The organism is Enterococcus diestrammenae (genome assembly GCF_049384045.1).
Taxonomy (GTDB): domain Bacteria; phylum Bacillota; class Bacilli; order Lactobacillales; family Enterococcaceae; genus Enterococcus_C; species Enterococcus_C diestrammenae.
On the sequence record NZ_JBMRGR010000018.1, the window covers coordinates 18,049 to 41,187 of the forward strand.

Genomic DNA, 23,139 nt, shown 5'->3' on the forward strand with positions numbered 1-23,139 from the left:
CTAAAATGTTTCACATGAAACTTTTTGGATTGTTGAAACTGTTAAGGCTAAGACAAGAGCGGAATTTCATTGGCGTTTAGAGCGTTTTCTTTAGTTTTGGATAGATAAAATAACCACCAAGGGCGAGGGCCAGACTGACAATAAGAAAGGTTTGACGATAGCTAGTCAGTTGGATTAACCACCCACAAATAGGGAAAAAGGGAATCATCATTAAAGAAAAGCAGAGACTGTCAATGCTATTAATGGTAGCCCGTTGTTCTGATGGAATCAGTTGGTTAATAAAATTGGAACGAATGGGTGTCACCAAAGCCGGTAGACAGTTGGCTAAGATAAAGCAGGGAATTACTCCTGCAACAGGTAGAAAACCAGAGGCTGCCGTCGCACCAATTAATAAGGTGATAACAATGATGAAAAGTTGAGACAAAGGAATTTTTTCGCCGATGAAAGCCGATAAGCGCACAGCTGACAATTGGAACAAGGTACTGATTAAAATCACCAGACTAATTCCGATGCCATTAATGCCTAGATCTTGGAAAAAATTCTGAAAGTAAAAATAATAAGTCGCATTCAGGCTATCGATAAAGGCAAAAGCTAGCATTACGAACAATAGACTAGGAACTTGTAAAGTAAAACGAAACGCACTGGCTATCAGTTGAAAATAAGGTTGCTTTTTCTGATGGAGGCGAGGGGGTTCCTTAAACCCAAGGGCGACTAAAATGGCAAGGAGGTTTATCCCAATTTGGAGCCAATAAACGCCATCAAAAAACCAATGACTAAACAAGCCGGCGACCACAATGCCCAACGAGCTACTGATTTCTAGAATCATATTGATATTGGCATTGATTTTTAGATACTCTGTTTCTTTCTTTTCGGCTAAGAGGGATTCAAAGACCAGTGCTTCATTGGTACCAGAAGCGAGGTTATAACTGAGAGCACTGAGGATAAAACCGATTGTTACGATCCAAAAATTCCCACTGAGGACAGTCAACAGACAGCTGAAGCTATTGACAAGACGACTGGCAATTAGGGTTTTTTTGTAACCAAATCGATCTGCCAAACTTCCAGAAGGGACTTCAAATAAGAGGCTTGTACCGTGAAAGACGGCCTCCATAATGCCGACTTCTAACGGACTAAAACCTTTGGAAGTCAGATAGAGCATCCAAAGACCGGTGACAATAAACCATTGTAAAAACGTATAGGGGTAGTTGCGTTTGATATTTTGATCCATGATTTCTCCTTTGGGGTCAGGTGAATCACTTGTTTCGTGCTTCACTGGCAAGCGTGCCCAACAGCATCTGTCGCTGGCATTTAAAACACACAAAAAAACAGCGGGGAAGAGGCTCTGCTGTTGAATGAATGTTATTTTTAAATCTTTAACAACAGAGATTGCCGGTGTGACCGATTGAATTTTGGTAGATAAAAGCTGTTTTTGGGCAGACTGCACCCTTAAGTAGATAATCATGGGTCATTTGTTGACATTGTGTAAGAAAGGCCAATTGGAATCTGTTATTATTTGTTCCTTGAGCTGTCATGGTCATCACCGCCTTTTGTGAAAGATAATTTCAGTATATCATGACGGCAACCTCGTGGGGATCTGTTTCATGACAAAGGGGGAATAAAAAAACAAATCCTGCCTTTTTTGAAAATAAATGAAGATAAATTACCGAGGCTCGTGAATTGAATTTGCTAATAAATAAGTGCTGGTATTTCTTCATGAAATATTCGTTTTTTAGGAATAATTCTCATTTAAATGCAAATTGTAATAAAAGTGCAATATTTCCTTAAAGAATTCGTTTCATTATTTCGTATTTTTTATCGAAAAAATGCTGAATAAAAGGGCTAAATTTAAGTTTTTATAAAGAAAAAAATAGGCGGTTGCTTGCCAAAATTTTCAGATTTTAGCAAAAAAGATAACAGTGAAAATGAAATGAACCTGTAACATTCCTAATATCTGATTGATACATCAGAATGTTACACTTTTATTCGTAGCGATACTGCGCTTACGAACAGAGAAAATGACTACATTTAAGATAAATTCAGTCGGAGGAGCAATCATTTGAAAAAGAGATCACTTGCAGCATTATTGGTATGTACATTGACCTTGGCTACTGCACCAGTCACTGTTTTCGCTGATACATTCGACCAACAGATTCAAGAAAAGAATGAAAAAATTGCTGATTTACAAAATCAACAAGACAGTGCTCAATCAAAAATCGAAGCAGCGGAAGCAGAAATTGCGACCGTGAACGGTAAGATTACTGATTTGGAAGCGAAAGAAACCAAATTAACAAATGAAACTTTAAAATTACAAGACGAAATCGCACAATTGAAAGTGCGGATTGCTAAACGTCAAGAAAAAATTAACAAACAAGCTCGTGATACCCAAGTCAATGGCTCAGCAACAACTTATTTGGATGCAGTGTTGGGCTCAGACTCCATTACTGATATGGTCAATCGAGTACAAGCAATGTCGACTTTGGTTAATGCCAACAATGACTTGCTGAAACAACAACAAGAAGACCAAAAAGCAGTGGAAGAAAATGTGAAGGTCAACGAAGCTAAAATCAAAGAGTTGACTGAAAGCCAAGATCAATTGGCCGCTCAAAAGAAAGATATCGCTAATAAACAAGCGGAACTGGAAGTCTTGAAGGCGACCTTGGCTGCTGAAGAAGCGACTACTAAAAAAGATAAAAAAGCGTTAGAAAAGAAAAAAGCCGAAGCGGAAGCGGAAGCAAAACGCATTCGTGAAGCCCAAGAAAAAGCTGAAAAAGCTCGTAAAGCTGAAGAAGCTCGTCAAGCAAAATTAGCCAAAGCTGCTGCTGAAGCCGCAGCTAAACGTCAAGCCGAAGCAGAAGCCAAAGCACAGCAAGAAGCCGATGCCCAAGCGAAAGCTGAAGCTGAAGCGGCCGCTGCTGCTGCTAAAGCTGAAGCTCAAGCTGCCAAAGAAGCAGCTGACGCGGCTGCAGCCGAAGAAGCTGCTAAGAAAACGACTGAAGATTCAGTAGCAGAGGTTGAAGAACCGGAAGCTGAAGTCACTGAACCTGAAGCGACCGAACCAGAAGTCACTGAACCAGAAGTTGAAACACCAGACTCAGGTTCTGGTGGCGGCGGTGGTGGAATCGACCATTCCGGCTCGGGCAATATGTACTCTTGGGGTCAATGTACTTGGTACGTGAAGAGTGTTGCTCCTTGGGTAGGGACTTACTGGGGCAATGGGAACCAATGGGGCTACTCAGCAGCGGCTGACGGCTACCGGGTAGATAGCTCTCCAGAAGTTGGCTCTGTGGCAGTCTTTGCCGCTGGTTTTGCCGGTGCCAATGCAGTGTACGGTCACGTGGCTTATGTGGAATCGGTCAATGGTGATGGTACAATCACAATCTCCCAAGGTGGGATGGGCTTTGCAACACCAGCAGGTCCTAACTACCGTACTATGAGTGCATCTGGTTTGCAGTTCATTCACCGTTATTAAAATTGAACCTTAATAAATCCTCTTACGAATGAATCGTAGGAGGATTTTTTTGGTTTTCACAGGAACCTTTTGCTACAACCTAAAAAATGCAAATATGGAGATATCGCTAAAAAATGACTGATAAATTCTATGAAACGGTTTTATCTTGATGACATTCAGCTATACTTGAAGAAAAGCTTCAAATTGAAAACCGATCTGTTGATTTCATCATTAGTAGCTAAGGGGGAAGCAGGATGTCACGAAAACAGCTAGAAGAACTAGAAGTTCACTTTGCGGAAATTCGGAAAAATCGGTGGCTAGATAAACGATTGGCCTATGTGTTAGCTTGTAGTTTTGTAGGAAATGAGGAGGCCTTCGACTACGATGTCTTTCAGGCAATGAAGCAGGGGTTAAAAAGAAAACTAGGAACTTTTCACCTTCTACAAGGACCAATCATGGATACTTTGATTGGTTTATTAATGGCAAATGATAAAACCACGGATAATGATTTAGAAAACTTATTAGTGGGTTATGATCTTTTGGTAGAGGCAGGGTTTAAACGTTCCAGTGGTACTTATTATGCCGCCTTAATGTTGAGTTTATCGGGTCTCGATCCGGTCATGGTGGCGACTCGGGGTCAAGCAATTTTTCAGGCTATTCGCGAGGACCATCCTTGGATTACTAGTACAGATGATGCTTCTGGAGCGGTGATGTTAGCGCTCCAGTCCGATTTTGCTCGATGGCCTGTTGAGGAGATAGCTGCTATGGTTGAAGACTATTACCAAGGATTGCGGGAGAGTTCTTTTTCTAAGTTTGCTGATTTGCAGTATGCTGCTGCCAGTTGTGCCAATTATTTCAATAGGTATGATCCGCAGTGCGTGGCTGCGATCAACAGTGTTGTAGTGGGCTTGAAGGCAGTGGATTTTCATATCGATCACTTACTGTATACACCGATTGTGACGTTGGCTTATTTGAGTGAGAAGCACCCTGTTGCTTACCGCCAAATCGCAGAGAATGACCAAATGTTGAAAACACGGGGGCATCTTCGGTTTGATCGAAGTATGCGACAACTGCTGGCGGTGAGTCTCTATACGATGCAGGAATTACGGGAAGCGCAAAAAGGAACAGCGCAACAATTAGACGCTTTGACGGTAAGTTTGATGATTATGCAAGAACAGATGGCTGTCGCTGCTGCTACCACGGCTGTGATTGTGAGTAGTACAGCAGGAAACAATTAGTAGTGGAAAGGGGAAAAACGATGAAACAGGAATGGCGTAAGCAGGAGAAAGTCTTCTATCTTCCGAAAAATGTTCCAGAGGTAGTGACGTTACCTAAACAACAATTTATTATGATCAAAGGTGCAGGTGACCCCAATCAGGAAGATTTTTCTCAGCGGGTGGGAGTTTTGTATTCCTTGGCGTATCCTTTGAAGATGAGATTTAAGAAACGCTGTCAGGAACAGCCTGAGCTAGCCAAACAATTCGAGTTTGATGATTATACTGTTTATCCGTTAGAAGGGGTGTGGAGCTCCTCGAATCCGGCTGACCCCCACAACAAGGATTTCTTCACTTATACGATTATGATTCGCCAACCGGAGATGATTACTGAAGCAGATTTTGCGGAAGCCCTAGCTGCAACTCAGATTAAGAAGCCACATCCTTTGCTGGAGGAAGTGACCTTTGGCGAAATCACAGAAGGCCTGTGTGTGCAGATGCTACATGTGGGGCGCTTTGATGATGAACCGGCAAGTTTTGCTAAGATGCAGGCTTTTGCTGATGAAGCAGGTTTGATTCGTCAAGGGTGGCATCATCGAGAAATTTATCTGAGTGATCCTCGCAAGACTGCACCGGAGAAAAGTCGGACGGTCTTGCGCTTTGAAGTCGCAACAAAATGAATCGGGTCGTGTGAATAGTGAAAGGAGAAATTGATGACCGAAAATATCCTTGAGTTGCTGGCGACCTTAACAGGCAGTGACAATAGACAAGCCTATGCAGCTTTACAAGATTTGGAAGCTATTTCTCGGAAGTCTGACCAGTTATTGGCAAAGATACCTGTCTTTGCGGAGATGGTAACAAGCAAACGGTCCTTTGTACGGGTACGCGGCTTTCGCTTATTGTGTCAGCAGGCGAAGTGGGATCAGGAAGGAGAGCTGGATTGCCTTTTACCGGTGGCTTTAGCGATTTTGGCGGATTCGAAGCCCACTGTCCTACGGCAAGCGTTAGCCGCCCTTCATGAGGTGGTGAAGGCCAAACCACAGCTCCGACAGTTGATAGTTCAACAGACAGCCGCTATCGACTGTAGCAAGTTTAACCAAGAGACGATGGCGCCTTTGATCGAAAAAGATATTGCTGAACTGCAACAGCTGATAATTGCGTTGGAGGAAAGCAGATAAGTAAACATGAGCGGTCATCGAAATAAAAAAAGAGCGTCTTTTCTTCCGAGGAATGACGTTCTTTTTTGACACCTTAACCGATAAAGGCCTTATAAAAATTTAAGCTCCATAAAGGCTAGTGTATCAGGATTTAAATGACGTATCAGGCCGTCATTGTGATGTTACGAAAAAGATGAAATTTAGCAACCTAGAAATTGGATTGATGGTAGCTAGACCGAAAAGTGCCAAATCCAAAGCAACTTGTCATTGCAAGTTCATCTTAGCAGTTTCTGTATAGATATAACTGTATGCGCAAACGTACCTTTAGCTTTTCCTCTGAGCTTCAAACTTAGAGTAAGTCTCACAAGTGCCACTAACTCTAGGTACATCCTCTGGTAGCTTCATTTGGCTTAAGACGATTAAGTCCCATGATGAAATGTCTAGTTTGACCAGTAGAGATGTCTGATTTGTTCGGCTGTTTTCATAAAGGGTTGTGCTATTCTTAAGAAAAATAAGGAGGCGCTTACATGAACTATCAAAATCCGATTTTAACTGGTTTTCACCCAGATCCGAGTTTTTGCCGCGGCGAGGATCGTTACTATATGGTGACTAGTTCTTTTGAATACTTTCCGGGATTGCCACTATTTGAGAGTGTCGATTTAGTCAATTGGCAACCGATTGGCCATTGTATTACTCGTGAAAGGCAGATGACCTTTACGGATGCGCTGCCCAATGCGTTAGGAATTTACGCACCGACGATTCGCCGGATTAAGGGGCGCTATTATGTGGTTTGCACCAATGTCGGAACCTCAGATCATGGACCGGGAAATTTTTTCCTGTGGGCAGACGATCCTCATGGGGAGTGGTCGGATCCTATTTGGCTAGACCTACCTGGGATTGATCCGAGTTTGCTAGAAGACGATCAGGGGCAGATTTGGTATTGTGGGGCCCATCAAGGCATTTATCTTTGTCAGTTGGATTTAACTGATGGTAGTCATGGTCCCCGGATTGATATTTGGCAAGGAACTGGTGGAGCAGATCCAGAGGGGCCGCATATTTATCAGAAAGATGGCTGGTATTATTTGCTGATTGCTGAAGGCGGGACTGGCTATGCTCATATGGTGACGATGGCTCGTAGTCGGGAAATTACCGGTCCTTATGAAGCCTGTCCAGCTAATCCGCTACTTACCAATCGCAGTCTCCCTTTGCCGATTCAAGGGACGGGGCACGCGGACTTGATGGAAGATGAAAATGGCAACTGGTGGGCAGTTTGTCTGGGGATTCGACCGCTAGAAGAATTTCCGAAGCGTCATATCTTAGGCCGGGAAACCTTTTTAGTGCCAGTGACTTGGCAACAAGAGTGGCCTGATTTTGGTGTCAATGGTTCTGTTTTACCAGAGATGGCAGGACCCTTGCCGGGTAATCCTAGTGCGGTCGATTTACAGCAAAAGGCCTATGACTTTTTCGATGATTTTTCTAAAGCAAGCTTGGCAACAGCGTGGAATACGTTGTGTCGGCCACGGGATAACCAGTTAATGCCGACAGCAAAAGGTTTGGCCATGGTGGTTAGTAGGGAAGAAAAATTAAGTGGACAAACTTGGCTCGGTCATCGCTTGCAACATTTACCTTTTGAAATCACGGCGACTTTTGACCTAAGTGAAGCCAGTGCTGGGTTAAACTGTGGTTTAAACCTCTTTTTGAATCCCACCCATCGTTATGATTTAGTAGTTGAAAAAACAGCGACAGGTAACTTGGTAAAAGCGACATTTACAATGGGTCCTTTTGGTCGAGAGGAAGAATTTTTTACCTTCAAGGAAACCATGGCCTCTTTACGAATTAAAGGCGACACGAAAACCGTAATTTTTGAAGCATTAAATCCAGCAGGCGAATGGCAAAAATTAACAGAGGTTCCCCTTCATTATTTGACTACTGAAACCGGGGGCATCTTTACGGGACCCTATGTTGGTTTGTTTGCTCGAGGCGAAAAGGAGACAGCGGGTAAAGTCTACTGCCGTTCCTTCCATTATCATGGGCGCTTTGATTTTTAAGAAATACGAAAATTAACTAAAGAAAAGAATGGAGAAGGATACTGTGTTTCATACTAAACTTGATGATTTTCCAGAAGATTTTATGTGGGGCGCGGCCTCTGCAGCTTACCAAATCGAAGGAGCCTTTGCAGAAGATGGCAAAGGTCTGACCATTTGGGACGAGTACGCCATGACTCCAGGCAATACCTTTGAAGAAACTGATGGCAAAGTTGCGGTGGATCATTACCATCGTTACCAAGAAGATGTGCAGTGGATGAAAAAAATGGGGCTAAAAGCCTATCGTTTCTCAGTTTCTTGGGGGCGGATCTTACCAGATGGCGAAGGGGAGGTCAATGAAGCAGGGCTGGCTTTTTATGAAAACTTGGTGGATGAACTACTGGCCAATGGAATCGAACCGTTAGTGACGTTGTATCACTGGGATTTGCCTCTTGCGTTACAACAAAAATACCAAGGGTGGGAAGGTCGAGAAACCATTGCAGCATTCAAAAAATATTGTGAAGCGCTTTTTACTCGTCTCGGTTCCAAGGTGAAGTACTGGATTACGATGAATGAGCAGAATGTTTTTATTCCTTTAGGCTATCGTTGGGCAGCCCATCCGCCTAAAGTGACGGATTTAAAACGGATGTATCAAGCCAATCACCATGTTAATTTGGCTAATGCAGAAGCCATCAAATCTTTTCGTGAACTCGTTCCTACTGGTAAAATTGGTCCAAGCTTTGGTTATGGGCCCACTTATCCTTTAAGTGCTAAGCCGCAAGATGTGTTAGCGGCGGAAAATGCTGATGACTTTAACAATCGTTTCTGGTTGGATGTCTATTGCAAAGGAAAATATCCAAAATTTATGCTGAAACAGCTGAAAAACCTAGGCTTGGCTCCAGAAATTTTGCCAGAAGATGACAAGCTATTAGCCTCTGTGGCGCCAGATTTTCTGGGAGTCAATTATTACCATGGCGGTACGGTGAAGGAAAATAGCTATGAGGCTGGTGACTTTACGGATGCTTCTGAAAAGGACTTTTCAAAAGTTGACCCTTATCAAATGGCTGCCAAAGAGGGGGAACACGCACCGGAAAAAGCTATGTTCCAAGCGGTAGACAATCCTTATTTAGAGAAGACGGATTGGGGTTGGGAAATCGATCCGGCTGGTTTCCGAGTCGCCTTGCGAAAATTGGCTAGTGACTATGACTTGCCGATTATCGTCACGGAAAACGGCTTAGGGGCTTTCGATGAGTTGACGGCTGAAGGAGCAATTCATGACGACTATCGCATTGACTATTTGCAAAGTCATTTGCAGGAACTCCAAAAAGCGATCACTGATGGCGTGGAAGTGCTGGGCTATTGCGCTTGGTCCTTTACCGATTTGTTGAGCTGGTTGAATGGGTATAAAAAACGTTATGGCTTCGTCTATATCGATCGGGACAATCAGGATGAAAAATCACTCGCGCGGATTCCCAAAGATAGTTATTTTTGGTACCAAGAGGTGATTGCCACTAATGGCCAAAACCTAACTTCAAAATAACCCAATGTATAAGGACTACTTGCGATTTTACTAAACATGGCAGAGATAAAAATGAATAAAAGAAAGGACCTATCAAATTTATGACAGGTCCTTTTTTAGTGGGAAACTTTTCTAACCTTCCTTAAAACCCAAGACAAACCATTGCACAAACTGGCTTTTTGCGTTAAAGTAGTGGTTGTGAAACATTTTTGTGAAACAATGGAAAGTAAGCGGTATGAACCGCTTTTTATGGAAAGGAACGCTTATGCTGCCTGAAGAATTTAGACAGCGCCTTGAAGCTGACGGCATCGTATTGGATGACGGACAGATGGCGCAATTTGCGGAGTATTTCCGCTTATTGGTGGAATGGAATGAGAAGATGAATCTCACCGCCATCACGGAAGAAAAAGAAGTTTACTTGAAGCATTTTTATGATTCGGTGATGTTGGCTCTGGCGGTGAAACTTGATCCGGCGGCCGCTATTTGTGACGTGGGATCGGGAGCTGGCTTTCCTAGCATTCCGCTGAAAATCGTCTTCCCGGAACTTACGGTAACCATCGTGGATTCCTTAAACAAACGGATTACTTTCTTGACCCAGTTGACAGAAGCATTGGGCTTAAAAAATGTCCATTTGTATCATGATCGGGCGGAAACTTTTGGACAAAACAAAGCCTTTCGCGAAAGTTTCGACTATGTGACAGCCCGAGCGGTGGCACGTTTGAACGTCTTGGCGGAATTGTGTCTGCCGTTAGTTAAAAAAGAGGGCTTTTTCTTAGCTTTGAAAGCAGCCAAAAGTGATGAAGAATTAGCCGAGGCAAAACCGGCTATTGCTACTCTGGGTGGTAAATTTATTGAGGAAAAGGTCATGTCTTTGCCAGTAGCTGGCGACCAGCGGCATTTTCTCGTGATCCAAAAGAAAAAAGAAACACCCAAAAAATACCCTCGTAAACCAGGACTGCCCAATAAGAAGCCGCTTAAGTAGGGGATGGTAGGATTTGGCATTGTTTATTAGAAAGGCTTTGAGGCGGAGAAAGCTCGGCAATAAGCCCGTGAATCTGTGGTGACCTAAACCGTCACCGCAGCTTCCCGTTCTTATTGCTCGCTTTCAGAGCACCGTCTCACAGCACACTTTATTAGACTGGCTTCGAGGGCTTGAAAGTTCGGTGATAAGCCATGAGTCAGTTCGTGATCAAAAGCATCACGCTCTGCCTCCTGTCTTATCACTCACTTTCAGAGCGAGCCCTCTTTAGCACACTTTATTAGGAGGATCCTTTATGGCACGAATTATTTCTGTGGCAAACCAGAAGGGTGGCGTGGGGAAAACCACGACCACTGTCAATCTTGGGGCTTGCCTTGCATTTGAAGGAAAAAAAGTATTATTGGTAGACATTGATGCACAGGGCAATGCCACCAGTGGTGTGGGCGTTCGTAAGCCGGATGTCAAAAAAGATATTTATGATGTGTTAGTCAATGAGGAACCGATTACTGAGGCGATTTTACCTAGTAGTCGGGAAGGGTTAGATATCGTTCCAGCGACGATTCAGTTGGCTGGGGCGGAAATTGAATTGACTTCCATGATGGCGCGGGAATCTCGCTTAAAATCGGCGTTGGAAGAGATTCGTGACCGGTACGATTATATTTTGATCGACTGTCCCCCATCTTTGGGTCACATGACTATCAATGCTTTTACTGCTAGTGATTCTTTGTTGATTCCCGTGCAGTGTGAGTATTATGCCCTGGAAGGATTGAGCCAGCTGTTGAATACGGTTCGCCTAGTGCAAAAGCATTTCAACCCTGGTTTGAAAATTGAAGGGGTCTTATTGACGATGTTTGACGCTCGTACCAATTTGGGAGCGGAAGTCGTGGAAGAAGTAAAACGTTATTTCCAAGAAAAAGTTTACGATACCATCATTCCTCGAAACGTGAGTTTGTCAGAAGCGCCGAGCCATGGCTTGTCGATTATTGACTATGATCCGTTGTCCAAGGGGGCTAAGATGTATATTTCCTTGGCAAAGGAGGTTTTGAGTCGTGAAAAATAAAGGAAAAGGTTTAGGTCGGGGGATCGATGCTTTGTTTCAAGATTTTAAAGATCTGGAAGAAGTCGATGTGAAAACGGAAGTGATCGTGGATATTCAGCTGAGTGAGTTGCGTCCTAATCCTTATCAACCGCGAAAAACCTTTGATGAAGCTTCTTTGCAAGAATTAGCAACATCGATTTCCCACTCCGGTGTCTTTCAACCAATCATCGTGCGGCAATCAGCAGTCAAAGGTTACGAAATCATCGCTGGGGAGCGACGTTTCCGGGCTTCAAAATTAGCTGGCAAAGAAACGATTCCGGCGATTATTCGCGAGTTTGACGAAGAATCCATGATGCAAGTGGCTGTGCTGGAAAACTTGCAGCGGGAAGATTTGACGCCGTTGGAAGAAGCGGAAGCCTACGAAATGTTGATGAAAAACTTAGAATTAACCCAAGCCCAAGTGGCAGAACGTCTAGGTAAGAGTCGGCCCTACATTGCTAACTATTTGCGTTTGCTGACTTTGCCAAAATTGGTGAAGGAAATGGTGCAAGATGAGCGCCTATCCATGGGGCAAGCCCGGACCTTACTAGGCTTAAAAGATAAAAATCAAATCCTGAAACTAGCCAATCGTTGTGTCAAAGAAAGTTTGACTGTGCGGCAGTTGGAACAGATTGTTTCTGCAATGAATGACAAAAAAGAAGTCAAAAAAACGCCACGCATTGTGAAGGAAAAACCTTATTATTTGCGTGAAGGGGAAGAACGTTTGATGGATAAGTTTGGCACCAATGTGGAAATTTCTGAAAAAGACGGCAAAGGGAAAATCGAAATCGAGTACCTTTCCCAAAGTGATTTGACCCGGATTTTGGATATTCTAAACATTCAATTTGATGAAGCATAAGAAAAAGGAGCGACCTGTATGTATGATCTAGGAGACATCGTGGAAATGAAAAAGCCTCATGCCTGCAAAGCCAATCGTTGGCAAATCATCCGCATGGGCGCTGATATCAAAATCAAATGCACCAACTGTGGTCATATCGTGATGTTGACCCGCCGTGAGTTTGAGAAAAAAATGAAAAAAGTTTTGGAAAAAGCCCCGGCTCAGGACTAACTCAGCTGGTACCATCTTTCAAAACCATCATAATGACTATATAGAGAAAGAGTGAAGTTACTATGGCATTAACTGCCGGAATCGTGGGCTTGCCCAACGTTGGGAAGTCTACCTTATTCAACGCCATCACTAAAGCCGGAGCAGAAGCGGCCAATTATCCTTTTGCGACTATCGATCCTAACGTGGGGATGGTGGAGGTGCCAGATTGGCGCTTGCAACGTTTGACAGAATTGGTTCAACCGAAAAAAACAGTCCCTACCACGTTTGAATTTACCGATATTGCTGGTATCGTCAAAGGGGCCAGCAAAGGGGAAGGCTTGGGTAACCAGTTTTTGAGTCATATTCGTCAAGTGGATGCGATTTGTCACGTCGTTCGTTGTTTTGATGATGACAATATCACCCACGTAGAAGGTCGGGTAGATCCACTAGAAGACATCGACACCATCAACTTGGAATTGGTGCTGGCCGACTTGGAATCTATCAATAAACGTTATACCCGAGTGGCTAAAGTTGCCAAAACGAAAGACAAAGATGCGATGGCTGAGTTGGCGGTATTGGATAAGATCAAACCAGTTCTTGAAGAAGGCAAATCCGCCCGCAGCGTAGCGTTTACCGAAGAGGAACAAAAAATCGTCAAAGGCTTGTTCCTGTTGACTACAAAACCAGTTTTATACGTAGCCAATGTCTCTGAAGATGAAGTGGCAGATGCAGAAAATAACCATTACGTGCAAGACGTACGAAATTTTGCTGCTTCTGAAAATGCGGAAGTCATCGTTGTTTGTGCCCGAGCTGAAGAAGAAATCGCCGAGTTAGAAGAGGAAGATAAGGCGGAATTTTTGGAAGCAATGGGTATTGAAGAGTCTGGTTTGGATCAATTGATTCGGGCAGCTTATGATCTCTTAGGGTTAGCGACTTACTTTACTGCTGGGGTGCAAGAAGTGCGCGCTTGGACCTTCCGTAAGGGCATCAAAGCCCCTCAAGCAGCTGGGATCATCCATTCTGACTTCGAGCGAGGTTTTATCCGTGCCGAAACGGTATCCTTTGAAGACTTGGACAAGTACGGTACGATGCATGCAGCGAAAGAAGCTGGCCGCGTCCGCTTGGAAGGCAAGGACTATGTCGTGCAAGATGGCGATGTTATGTTGTTTAGATTCAATGTATAAGTGATTGCAGTCACTAATCCGCCTCCCTTGGCGACTTACTATACCAAGGAGGTAGGGTTAGTGTTTTTTTAGAAATAGGAAACTCTTAGTATCGGTAATTTAACCAGCAGAAAGAGTCGGCTTTCTATTTCCCAATTTCCCGTCAGATAGTTTTCTGAGAGGAAAGAAGAGAGGACCAGAACTTTTGTAAGCGATCAAAAAAGCTGTTTATTAAGTTGCCAATATGGTAAAATGTTCATTGGACGAAATTTTATCTTAGTGCCAAGTGACGGTTTTTGTGACGAAGGCAAGACATAATGAGGAGGAGAATACATGGAGCCAGAAGTGTTGCGGCAATATGTTTCCGAAAATCGTGAGCTGGAACCACAGCTGACTAAGCGAAATCAACAATATATCTTTGACTTGAAAAAGTCTTTGCAAGCGGCCAATCTTTCTGAAGAAGAAATGGTCATCGCGATGCACGACATCTTACCGACTTTAGTCGAAGAACAAAAAACAGGGAAAACCGCGCGCCAGTTATTCGGGACAGTTTCTGAACGGACTGAAGCGATCATCAATAAACCACAACCGCTGCCGGAAACCAAACCCGTCTTGATGTGGTTGGATAACTCCTTATTTATCTTAGGTGTCTTTGGTTTGATGGTGGGTGTGATGGGCTTGTTCACCAATGGTAAGGCACAGATGTATGGGCTCTTTAGCCTGATTATTGGTGCAGCTATCGGGGGCTTTGTCTTCTATCTCTTCTACAAATTCTTCTACCAATACGAACAACCTGGTGCCGATAAGAGTAAACGACCTAAGATGTGGAAAGCGTTATTGATGATGATTCCAATCTTCTTCTTGTGGATGTTGGTTTGGGGAGCTTCCAGCTTGCCAATCTTTGATATTTTAAATCCGGTGATGCCACCAATCGTGACGATGATCATTGGGGCAGCAGCATTGGGCTTACGTTGGTTCTTGAAAAAACAATTCAATATTCAAGGTAGCTTTTCCATGCCGCCAAGACAAGAACAAAAATAATGACTTGCATCCGTCGCACTCTCGATTCTATTTCGAGAGTGCGACGGATTTTTGCTGTGAAACACAGCGATTGGCTACTGAAAGTAGACAGAGCTGATGTTGAACAGTAGTAGGCGACCGCCGGGAGCGTAGTCACCTTCGTCCGAAACACAGCGATTGGCTACTGAAAGTAGACAGAGCTGATGTTGAACAGTAGTAGGCGACCACCGGGAGCGTAGTCACCTTCGTCCGAAACACAGCGATTGACTACTGAAAGTAGACATGCTAGTCCAATTGATACAGCATGCTGTATCATATTGTGGCGCTAGCCGCATATTGGACTGTATGCGAGCGAAGCGGAGCAGAGCTGATAGGCGACCATCGGGAGCGTAGTCACTTCTGTTTTGCTTTTTTCTATCACTTTCCTAAGAAAACCTGCCATCTGGTTGACTTGTCTTGATATTTCTGTTAAATTCATCAATAAAAATAAACTGAGGAGTGGTAACGAAAATGTCCAACTGGGAAACGAAATTCGCGAAAAAAGGCTTGACCTTCGATGACGTGCTGCTAATTCCAGCAGAAAGCCATGTCTTGCCAAACGATGTGGATATGAGTGTGCAACTTGCTAAAAACATCAAATTAAATATCCCGATTTTATCAGCAAGTATGGATACGGTCACTGATAGCAAAATGGCCATCGCTATGAGTCGGCAAGGTGGCTTGGGGGTCATTCACAAAAATATGACCATTGCCCAACAAGCGGATGAAGTTCGTAAAGTGAAACGTTCTGAAAGTGGCGTCATCATCGATCCTTTCTTTTTGACGCCGACACATTTGGTGGCAGATGCCGAACATCTGATGGCCAAATATCGGATCAGTGGGGTGCCAATTGTTGAAACGATGGAAAACCGCAAACTTGTAGGCATCATCACTAACCGGGACATGCGCTTTGTGACAGACTACAGTATCCCAATCGATGACGTAATGACCAAGTCAGCCCTTGTCACTGCTCCTGTGGGTACCAAATTACAGGATGCTGAAAAAATCCTCCAAAAACACAAAATCGAAAAACTCCCAATTGTAGATGAAGAAGGTCGTTTAAGCGGCTTAATCACCATCAAGGACATTGAAAAAGTTATCGAATTCCCTAATGCCGCCAAAGATAAACATGGCCGTTTGTTAGTAGCTGCGGCTGTCGGTGTCACTAGTGATACCTTTGAACGGGCCGGAGCGTTATTAGATGCTGGTGCCGATGCAATCGTCATTGACACCGCCCACGGTCATAGCGCGGGTGTTATTCGTAAAATCAAAGAAATTCGCGAAACGTTCCCAGAAGCAACCTTGATTGCCGGTAATGTTGCCACAGCTGAAGCGACCAAAGCCCTTTATGATGTCGGCGTGGATGTCGTAAAAGTTGGGATTGGCCCAGGTTCTATCTGTACAACACGGGTGGTAGCCGGTGTCGGTGTACCACAATTGACTGCCATTTACGATGCGGCATCGGTTGCTCGCCAATACGGTAAAGCAATCATCGCAGACGGTGGGATCAAGTACTCCGGTGATATCGTGAAAGCTTTAGCCGCTGGTGGCCATGCGGTAATGTTAGGTTCGATGTTAGCCGGGACTGATGAATCTCCAGGTGAATTTGAAATCTTCCAAGGTCGTCGCTTTAAAACCTATCGTGGGATGGGCTCTCTTGGGGCGATGGAAAAAGGTTCTAGCGATCGTTACTTCCAAGGTGGCGTCAATGAAGCCAATAAATTGGTTCCAGAGGGTATCGAAGGACGAGTTGCCTACAAAGGTAGCGTTTCAGATATCATCTTCCAAATGATCGGTGGCTTGCGAGCTGGAATGGGCTATGTCGGCGCGGATAACTTAAAGAAACTGCGCGACGATGCCCAATTTGTACAAATGAGTGGCAATGGGTTGAAAGAATCCCACCCTCACGATGTCCAAATTACCAAAGAAGCACCAAACTACTCTGTAGAACAATAACTAAAAAAACTATCCGAACAAGTTGTCATAAGGACTCTTGTTCGGGTAGTTTTTTATTTGAGAAACAGCAAAAGTAGCTTGATATAAACTGCGTTATCAAAGGATTTTCTTGTATTTTCTTTTTTGAAAATGTTTCACGTGAAAACTTTCATAGCTTATTTAGAGCGTGCAAAACTACTTCGCAAAGTTTTTTTCATTAAAAAAGATTGAGCCCCGTCAACTAGCTGACGAAGCTCAATCTTTTTATTATTCAATAATTCGGAAATCATTTTCCCCAAAGTAAGTGTACAGCGGTTTTTGGGTTTGTTGTAGCAAAGTATCTACTGAAACAAATTCGTAACCTTCTTGGCGCATGTTATCGATGATTTGTGGCAAGGCCTCCACGGTGGTTTGGTGGATATCGTGCATCAAGACGATAGAGCCTTCATACAGCGTATCTTTTACTCGTGCTACAGTGGCGGTGACGTTTTTCAATTCCCAGTCTTGTGAATCGACGCTCCAGTGAATCAGCGGTTTGCCAATGACTCTGGCGGCTTGCTGACCAGCAGCTCCATAGGGTGCTCGGAAGTTGGTGGCAAGTTTTCCGCAGGCTTCAAAGATGGCTTTATCGGTTTTGCGGACTTGTTCTTGGATTTGTTCGTCTGACAGATTTGGCAAGTAAGGGTGGTCATAGGAGTGAGAGCCTACGTCCATGCCTTCGTCTACCATGCGTTTGACCAAGGCTTCGTTGCCGGCAATATTTTGTCCTAGTAAGAAGAAGGTAGCTGTGGCTTTTTTCTCCTTCAAAATATCCAATACTTTCCCAGTGGTAGCGTAGTTGGGACCATCATCAAAAGTTAAAGCCACGTATTTCTTATTCGGATCTAAAGTCACTTTATCTGGATCTTGCAAGGCCTCGGCGTCTACCAGTGAGGTATTGATAAAGGCGGCGATATCTTTGTAAGCTAAAGTAATTTTCTTAGTACCAGTATCATTTTTAGGTAAGGTAATGGTCAGTTTTTCTGGCGAATACTCGATCTTATTTTCCATACTGATGCGAGGCATATCCAAGACTTTATCAAAAATCGCAGCTGGATCTTTCGCGTCATCCAAAATTTTTTGTTGGATGACTTGTTGGATGCCTAGAAGATCCGCTTCTTCAGGAATCAATTCTTTAATACTTACCGGTTTCCCTGTCTTATGGTAGATATAGGAAGCTTCTCCCGTAATGGCTTTTTCAGTGATGAAACTTTCCTTTTTCCCATCCCAACGATAGCGCTGAGCTACCAGCTGGTAAATGTCCAACTGATCAGAAACGGTATCCACATCCAATTTACCGACAATCACCGCTTTTTCGTCATCTTTGACGGTTTTCTTTGCCTTTTCAACTAAGGCATTGAGGCTGGCTTCGGGATCTTTCATGGGCAGGTGACCGTCTGTATTTTTAGGAGTGTAAACCACCGTTTTTAAGTTGGTATCATCCTTTTTCGTCAAGGTATCCACCACACCGCTTTGGTTGCGTTCTTCTTGAATTTCCGCCAACAAATTGGTAGCGCCGTTTTCGTATTGTTCCTGACGAACTGCGGCTTGATGTTCTTGATCAAAGAAGTAATAGGCACCACCGGCAACAGCAGCCACCACTAAAATGCTAATTAGGGTAAAGATATTCTTACCCCAACTACGTTTCTTCTTAGGTGTTTGCTGGTGCTGACGACTTTGGCGAGTCTCGTGAATTTCTTCAAAGTCCTCAGGTTGAGAAGCGGCTGGGGCAAGCTCTGGAGTCTCTTCTTCAACGGTTGTAACTTCTGGAGCTGTCTTCTGATCTTCATCAGATTGGGCGGTTTCTGAGCTATCTTCAGGGAGGGCTTCATCAGCAGCTGTTGCCACCACCTCGGGAAGATCAGCTGTTTCTGCTACCGTTGTCCCATCTTCGGCAGGCTCTTCCACAAGCTCCTGAGTGGTTTTTTCCATCTCAGTCGTGGCTGATTCTTCTATTGTAGTCTCAGTTTCCGGAATTTCCGGTACTGTTTGGTCCACCGTTGCGGTTAGTTCCTCGTCAGTGGCTTGATTTATTTGTTTGTCTGACTGCGAATCCCGACCTTTTTGATGACGGCTGGATCGAGTCAATTCTTGATTGTCATCCATGTGAACACCTATCCCCCGTAGTGAGTCATTTTTTCAGATAATGCAAGTTCAATGTACCATCATTGGTAGTTGCTTTCAAGACAAAGCGACCGCATGCCGACTATCATTTTTGTCAGGTTAGCCTTTGGTAATTTTAGTGAGGCCGCCCATGTAAGGTACCAACACTTCTGGAATCGTGACACTGCCATCCGCATTTTGGTAGTTTTCCAAAACGGCGGCAACTGTCCGACCAACAGCCAAACCAGACCCGTTCAAGGTATGGGCGTAATGAAGTTTGCCTTCCCCGTCACGGTAACGAATCATTGCCCGGCGTGCTTGGAAATCTTCACAGTTGGAACAAGAGCTGATTTCTCGATACATATCTTGCGCAGGAATCCAGACTTCCAAATCATAAGTTTTCGCAGCAGAAAAGCCCATATCCCCAGTTGATAAAGCGACGACACGGTAAGGTAAACCGAGTTTTTGTAGCAAGTCTTCCGCATTATTGGTCATTTTTTCGAGTTCTTCATAAGAGTGTTCTGCATCAGAGAATTTCACCATTTCCACTTTGTTAAATTGATGGAGGCGAATCAACCCTCGAGTATCTCGTCCAGCACTACCAGCTTCAGAACGGAAAGATGGGCTCAAGGCAGTAAAGTAGATCGGCAGTTGGGCGCCGTCAAGAATTTCACCGTTGTAGTAGTTGGTCAAAGGGACTTCGGCAGTAGGGATCAACGTCAAATCGGAATCTGCCAACTGGAAGACGTCTTCTTTAAATTTTGGAAATTGTCCGGTACCAAACATGGCTTTGCTGTTGACGATATAAGGTGTCATCATTTCAGTGTAGCCGTGTTCGTAGACATGTTGATCCAAGAAAAAGTTGTATAAGGCCCGTTCCAAACGAGCACCCAAGCCTTTGTAGTAAACAAAGCGAGCACCGGAAACTTTGGCACCACGTTCAAAGTCCAAAATATCCAAGTCTTCGGCGATATCCCAGTGGGCTTTTGGTTCGAAAGCAAATTGCGGGATTTCTTTCCAACGGCGGACTTCTACATTATCATCTTCGTCTTTCCCCACTGGTACGCTGTCGTTTGGCAAGTTTGGTAAGGTGGTAGCAATGGTGGTTAGTTTTTCATCGATTTCCGCAATTTCACCGTCGTAAACTTTGATTTTTTCGCCGACTTCTTTCATTTCGGCGATTTTGTCGGCGGCATCGGCTTTTTCCCGTTTGAGTTTGGCAATTTCGCCGGAGACATCGTTACGGTATTTTTTCAGTTCTTCAGTTTTTACCAAAAGTCCCCGACGTTGTTCGTCTAAGGTCATGAAGTCGTCGATAATTTTTCCTGGGACGCCTCGAGTGGCTAGTTTGGTTTTGACGGTTTCCGCATTTTGGCGGATCATTTTGATGTCTAACATGTTTCTTCCTCCTATAGATGTGTTGGTAGTAAGATGTCTGGATCTAGTGTGGGTCACCAGTGAAGCAGGCAAAATAAAAAAACTGTCTCCTCCTAAGCAGATGCTTGGGACGAAACAGTTTGATTCGCGGTACCACCCAAGTTCGACGCAAGCGTCGCCCTTGTCGATCCTTATCGCCGATCAAGCGACCTTCCATTACGAAGGTGACGAGTTTAAGACTGGATTTCCAAATAGTTCCTGCTGATTCTCACCGGCCATCAGCTCTCTGAAAGGGTACTGGTTTGTACTTGGGTCTTGCGTCTTTGTTATTAAGTTAGGGTAAGCATACTAAATTTTGCCATTTTCGTCAACTTTTGCCAGTTCGGCAGGCTTTGGATTGCGAGTCAAAGGCAAGTGGATGATAAATGAGGTCCACTTTGGATTTGATTTGGCATAAATGTAGCCCCCGTGAAGGGCCACGATACTTTGGGTAATGGCTAACCCCAGTCCAGTACCGCCAGTCGTTTGGTTACGGGATTCTTCAACGCGATAAAAGCGATCGAACAAGGAATCTAAGGCATGTTTAGGAATCTCAGCGCCATTGTTTTTGACGACAATCACGGCTTCTGTCCCGACTTTTTTTAGTTCGATAACTAGTTGAGTGGCGCCTTTTCCGTATTTGAAGGCGTTGGTGAAGAGATTATTGAAGACCCGGACGATTTTTTCTGTATCACCGTCCATAAGTAGTTGTTTTTCCTCGGTGACCACTTGAATCTCCAATCCTTTTCTGGAAGCTTCTAGTTCAAAATCCGCCGCCAGTTGTTCCACCAGTTGTACCATGTCGAAAGAAACCATATTGACTGGGACAGTAGGCTGTCGCACTTTAGTATATTCGAAGAGATCTTCTACCAGCGACTTCATTTGCTTGGCTTTGACATAGGCAGTGTGAGTGTATTTCAGCAAATCCTCTTGACTGTGGTACTGACCATCTTCAATCAAGCCAAGATAGCCGATGATGGAGGTCAGAGGGGTGCGGATATCATGACTGACATTGGTAATCAATTCATCTTTGGACTGTTCAATCTTGCGCTCATCCTCAATCGCCGCCACCGTACTGTCCACGAGTCCGTTGATACTGGTGACTACGGGGCTGAGATCTCCTCGTAGTTCAAAGGGAATGCGATGGTCATAGTTTCCATTAGCGATATAATGCAATTCGCTGATGATGTGGCGCAACTGCATTTGGCGATAGCGTCGGATGAGTCGCCAGTATAAAACGGCAATATCCAAAATCAAGAACAAAGGGATGATTAAGTTGCGCCCACTGCGGAAGAAATTCGTCCCTAGATTTAAGCGTAAGGTCTCCTTGGTATCCCAGATGGCATTATTCAAAGAAGTGGAGTTTTCAATCACTGCTGACAAGACGACCACGATTGCGACATTTAATAGTAGTAATAAGATCACCGTCACGATGCCTTCCGCCAAAAGCTCACTGATTTCTTTGGAGGTGAGGGTGATACGTTTGCGCTTTTCTTGGGCGTGTTGCGGGGGGACGGAGTTATTTGGCATCAATCTTGTAACCTACACCCCAAACGGTTTGAATAATCTTTTCACCGCCAGTGGCTTCCTCGATTTTATCCCGCAGATGGCTGACGTGCACCATTACGGTCTTGGCGGAGACCACACTTTCTTGTTTCCATACCCGTTCGAAGATCTCGTCTGCCGAGAAAACCCGGTTCGGATGAGAGGCAAGTAGGTATAAAATGCCAAATTCCAAAGCAGTTAGTTGGATTTCCTTGCCTTCAACGGTTTTAACTTCGTGGGAGTCTTTATTAATGATCAAAGAGCTGACTTCGAGGACATCCGGTTGATCTGGTTGGACTGCCATTTTGACCCGCCGCAGTAAAGACTTCACACGAGCCATAACTTCTAGTGGATTGAAGGGTTTTGTGACATAGTCATCTGCGCCAGCCACCAAACCCCGAATTTTATCCATATCGGTAGTTTTTGCTGTCAATAGAATGATAGGAATTTGTGATTCTTTGCGAAGTTCCTTCACTACCTGCATCCCATCTTTTTCTGGCATCATAATATCCAGAATCATCAATTCGATATCAGGATTGGTACGAACTTTAGAGAGAGCTTCTTTCCCATCGTAGGCTTTGACCGGTTCATAGCCTTCATTGTGGAGATAGATACTTAGCAATTCGACGATTTCTTTGTCATCATCGGCAACTAAAATTTTCATAGTTAATATCCTCCTATAACAATAATAGTAAAGCGAGTAGATCAAGATCAGGTTTTGCTGTAGCCTATTTTTGCCACAGAAACTGTTTTCTACTATATAATACACGATTTTACAAACAGACTGTATTATTTCGCTGTATTTGCTTAGTAGTGTACCAAAAATAGGGTTTATTTTAGTTAATAGTATCAAAATTTAGGAATTTCTACTATTTTTTAAGTTGAGAGATGAGTTTAGTACAGGCTCGGATTGGAAAATGAAGGATGAAAACCGGTTGAAAGCACTTTGATTTCGTAGGCTAAGAAGTAAAACCCGAACGTTTGTAGATGTGTAATATTATAACGTTAAGAAACAAAGAAAACCTTGATAAATCAGGGTTTATCGTTGACTTTTTGCTGAGATGTTGATATATTATATCTTGTCCTTGAGGGGACGAACCACTGAGATGAGGCTTGAAAATAAACTTTAAAAAAGTTGTTGACAACAAGTTCGATTCTTGGTAAACTGTTAAAGTCGCCGTTGGGTGATTCTGGTTTTGTCAAGTAGCTATTGAAAAAGTTGATAAAAAATTAAAAGTTTTTGTTGACAAACAGTTGAGCTTCCGATAAGATATAAGAGTTGCTGAAGCAGTTAGCGACAACGACATTTAGACCTTTGAAAACTGAACAAAAAGCAAAACGAACCAATGTGTAGGGCATCTCAATTTCGATTGAGATAACAAAACATTGCAAGCAAAAGCTAGCAAACAATT

At 43.8% G+C, this 23,139-nt stretch carries 18 protein-coding genes and 1 other annotated feature; of the genes, 13 read left to right on the forward strand and 5 right to left on the reverse strand.

The features are described 5' to 3' along the window. Positions 1-76 precede the first annotated feature (76 nt). The gene (locus ACO03U_RS11405) at positions 77-1,228 is read right to left on the reverse strand and encodes an MFS transporter (protein ID WP_204687591.1); all 1,152 of its coding nucleotides are present in this window, start codon (positions 1,226-1,228) and stop codon (positions 77-79) included. 828 nt (positions 1,229-2,056) lie between these two features. Between ACO03U_RS11405 and ACO03U_RS11410 the strand changes: the two genes are divergently transcribed. From ACO03U_RS11410 to guaB, 13 genes are all read left to right on the forward strand, one after another. Next, a complete protein-coding gene (locus ACO03U_RS11410; protein WP_204687589.1) occupies positions 2,057-3,469 on the forward strand; it encodes a CHAP domain-containing protein in 1,413 nt (470 codons plus the stop codon). A 233-nt stretch (positions 3,470-3,702) separates the two neighbouring features. After that, a complete protein-coding gene (locus tag ACO03U_RS11415) occupies positions 3,703-4,686 on the forward strand; it encodes a DUF4003 family protein (RefSeq protein ID WP_204687587.1) in 984 nt (327 codons plus the stop codon). Between the two features lie 20 nt (positions 4,687-4,706). Next, positions 4,707-5,342, forward strand: coding sequence for a GyrI-like domain-containing protein (locus tag ACO03U_RS11420; RefSeq protein ID WP_161869432.1), 636 nt, complete (start codon positions 4,707-4,709; stop codon positions 5,340-5,342). Between the two features lie 33 nt (positions 5,343-5,375). Beyond that, positions 5,376-5,840: a hypothetical protein gene (locus tag ACO03U_RS11425; protein ID WP_204687585.1), complete on the forward strand. Its 465-nt coding sequence runs from the start codon at positions 5,376-5,378 to the stop codon at positions 5,838-5,840. 506 nt (positions 5,841-6,346) lie between these two features. Then, entirely contained in the window at positions 6,347-7,867 is a 1,521-nt protein-coding gene (locus ACO03U_RS11430; protein WP_204687583.1) for a glycoside hydrolase family 43 protein, read from the forward strand. 43 nt (positions 7,868-7,910) lie between these two features. Further along, entirely contained in the window at positions 7,911-9,383 is a 1,473-nt protein-coding gene (locus ACO03U_RS11435; protein ID WP_423104805.1) for a glycoside hydrolase family 1 protein, read from the forward strand. A 244-nt stretch (positions 9,384-9,627) separates the two neighbouring features. After that, a complete protein-coding gene (gene rsmG / locus ACO03U_RS11440) occupies positions 9,628-10,344 on the forward strand; it encodes a 16S rRNA (guanine(527)-N(7))-methyltransferase RsmG (protein WP_204687579.1) in 717 nt (238 codons plus the stop codon). Positions 10,345-10,636: 292 nt separating this feature from the next. Then, positions 10,637-11,401: a ParA family protein gene (locus ACO03U_RS11445; protein WP_204687577.1), complete on the forward strand. Its 765-nt coding sequence runs from the start codon at positions 10,637-10,639 to the stop codon at positions 11,399-11,401. Then, positions 11,391-12,278: a ParB/RepB/Spo0J family partition protein gene (locus ACO03U_RS11450; protein ID WP_204687575.1), complete on the forward strand. Its 888-nt coding sequence runs from the start codon at positions 11,391-11,393 to the stop codon at positions 12,276-12,278. The genes ACO03U_RS11445 and ACO03U_RS11450 overlap by 11 nt, the downstream gene beginning before the upstream one ends. Before the next feature lie 18 nt (positions 12,279-12,296). After that, entirely contained in the window at positions 12,297-12,488 is a 192-nt protein-coding gene (locus tag ACO03U_RS11455; protein WP_204687573.1) for a DUF951 domain-containing protein, read from the forward strand. 62 nt (positions 12,489-12,550) lie between these two features. Next, positions 12,551-13,651, forward strand: coding sequence for a redox-regulated ATPase YchF (gene ychF, locus ACO03U_RS11460; RefSeq protein ID WP_161869440.1), 1,101 nt, complete (start codon positions 12,551-12,553; stop codon positions 13,649-13,651). A gap of 312 nt (positions 13,652-13,963) precedes the next feature. Beyond that, a complete protein-coding gene (locus ACO03U_RS11465) occupies positions 13,964-14,671 on the forward strand; it encodes a DUF1129 domain-containing protein (RefSeq protein ID WP_161869441.1) in 708 nt (235 codons plus the stop codon). Between the two features lie 489 nt (positions 14,672-15,160). Then, positions 15,161-16,645 (forward strand): IMP dehydrogenase, encoded by a 1,485-nt coding sequence (guaB, locus tag ACO03U_RS11470; protein WP_204687571.1) that lies wholly within the window; start codon positions 15,161-15,163, stop codon positions 16,643-16,645. Between the two features lie 246 nt (positions 16,646-16,891). Here the strand turns inward: guaB and ACO03U_RS11475 are convergent, their stop codons facing one another. From ACO03U_RS11475 to croR, 4 genes are all read right to left on the reverse strand, one after another. Continuing rightward, the gene (locus ACO03U_RS11475) at positions 16,892-18,769 is read right to left on the reverse strand and encodes a polysaccharide deacetylase family protein (protein ID WP_423104810.1); all 1,878 of its coding nucleotides are present in this window, start codon (positions 18,767-18,769) and stop codon (positions 16,892-16,894) included. Between the two features lie 117 nt (positions 18,770-18,886). Next, the gene (gene serS, locus ACO03U_RS11480) at positions 18,887-20,164 is read right to left on the reverse strand and encodes a serine--tRNA ligase (RefSeq protein WP_204687569.1); all 1,278 of its coding nucleotides are present in this window, start codon (positions 20,162-20,164) and stop codon (positions 18,887-18,889) included. A gap of 102 nt (positions 20,165-20,266) precedes the next feature. Further along, positions 20,267-20,473, reverse strand: a binding site (T-box leader). Positions 20,474-20,491: 18 nt separating this feature from the next. Then, positions 20,492-21,712: a sensor histidine kinase gene (locus ACO03U_RS11485; protein WP_204687567.1), complete on the reverse strand. Its 1,221-nt coding sequence runs from the start codon at positions 21,710-21,712 to the stop codon at positions 20,492-20,494. Continuing rightward, complete coding sequence (gene croR / locus ACO03U_RS11490; protein ID WP_161869445.1) at positions 21,702-22,391, reverse strand: response regulator transcription factor CroR; 690 nt, start codon at positions 22,389-22,391, stop codon at positions 21,702-21,704. Before croR ends, ACO03U_RS11485 begins: the two co-directional genes overlap by 11 nt. Positions 22,392-23,139 lie beyond the last annotated feature (748 nt).

Coding starts and splice junctions, on each gene's coding strand:
- ACO03U_RS11405 (WP_204687591.1), bottom strand. CDS start 1,228: ATGGATCAAAATATCAAACGCAACTACCCCTATACGTTTTTACAATGG.
- ACO03U_RS11415 (WP_204687587.1), top strand. CDS start 3,703: ATGTCACGAAAACAGCTAGAAGAACTAGAAGTTCACTTTGCGGAAATT.
- ACO03U_RS11420 (WP_161869432.1), top strand. CDS start 4,707: ATGAAACAGGAATGGCGTAAGCAGGAGAAAGTCTTCTATCTTCCGAAA.
- ACO03U_RS11425 (WP_204687585.1), top strand. CDS start 5,376: ATGACCGAAAATATCCTTGAGTTGCTGGCGACCTTAACAGGCAGTGAC.
- ACO03U_RS11430 (WP_204687583.1), top strand. CDS start 6,347: ATGAACTATCAAAATCCGATTTTAACTGGTTTTCACCCAGATCCGAGT.
- rsmG (WP_204687579.1), top strand. CDS start 9,628: ATGCTGCCTGAAGAATTTAGACAGCGCCTTGAAGCTGACGGCATCGTA.
- ACO03U_RS11445 (WP_204687577.1), top strand. CDS start 10,637: ATGGCACGAATTATTTCTGTGGCAAACCAGAAGGGTGGCGTGGGGAAA.
- ACO03U_RS11455 (WP_204687573.1), top strand. CDS start 12,297: ATGTATGATCTAGGAGACATCGTGGAAATGAAAAAGCCTCATGCCTGC.
- ychF (WP_161869440.1), top strand. CDS start 12,551: ATGGCATTAACTGCCGGAATCGTGGGCTTGCCCAACGTTGGGAAGTCT.
- ACO03U_RS11465 (WP_161869441.1), top strand. CDS start 13,964: ATGGAGCCAGAAGTGTTGCGGCAATATGTTTCCGAAAATCGTGAGCTG.
- guaB (WP_204687571.1), top strand. CDS start 15,161: ATGTCCAACTGGGAAACGAAATTCGCGAAAAAAGGCTTGACCTTCGAT.
- ACO03U_RS11475 (WP_423104810.1), bottom strand. CDS start 18,769: ATGGATGACAATCAAGAATTGACTCGATCCAGCCGTCATCAAAAAGGT.
- serS (WP_204687569.1), bottom strand. CDS start 20,164: ATGTTAGACATCAAAATGATCCGCCAAAATGCGGAAACCGTCAAAACC.
- ACO03U_RS11485 (WP_204687567.1), bottom strand. CDS start 21,712: ATGCCAAATAACTCCGTCCCCCCGCAACACGCCCAAGAAAAGCGCAAA.
- croR (WP_161869445.1), bottom strand. CDS start 22,391: ATGAAAATTTTAGTTGCCGATGATGACAAAGAAATCGTCGAATTGCTA.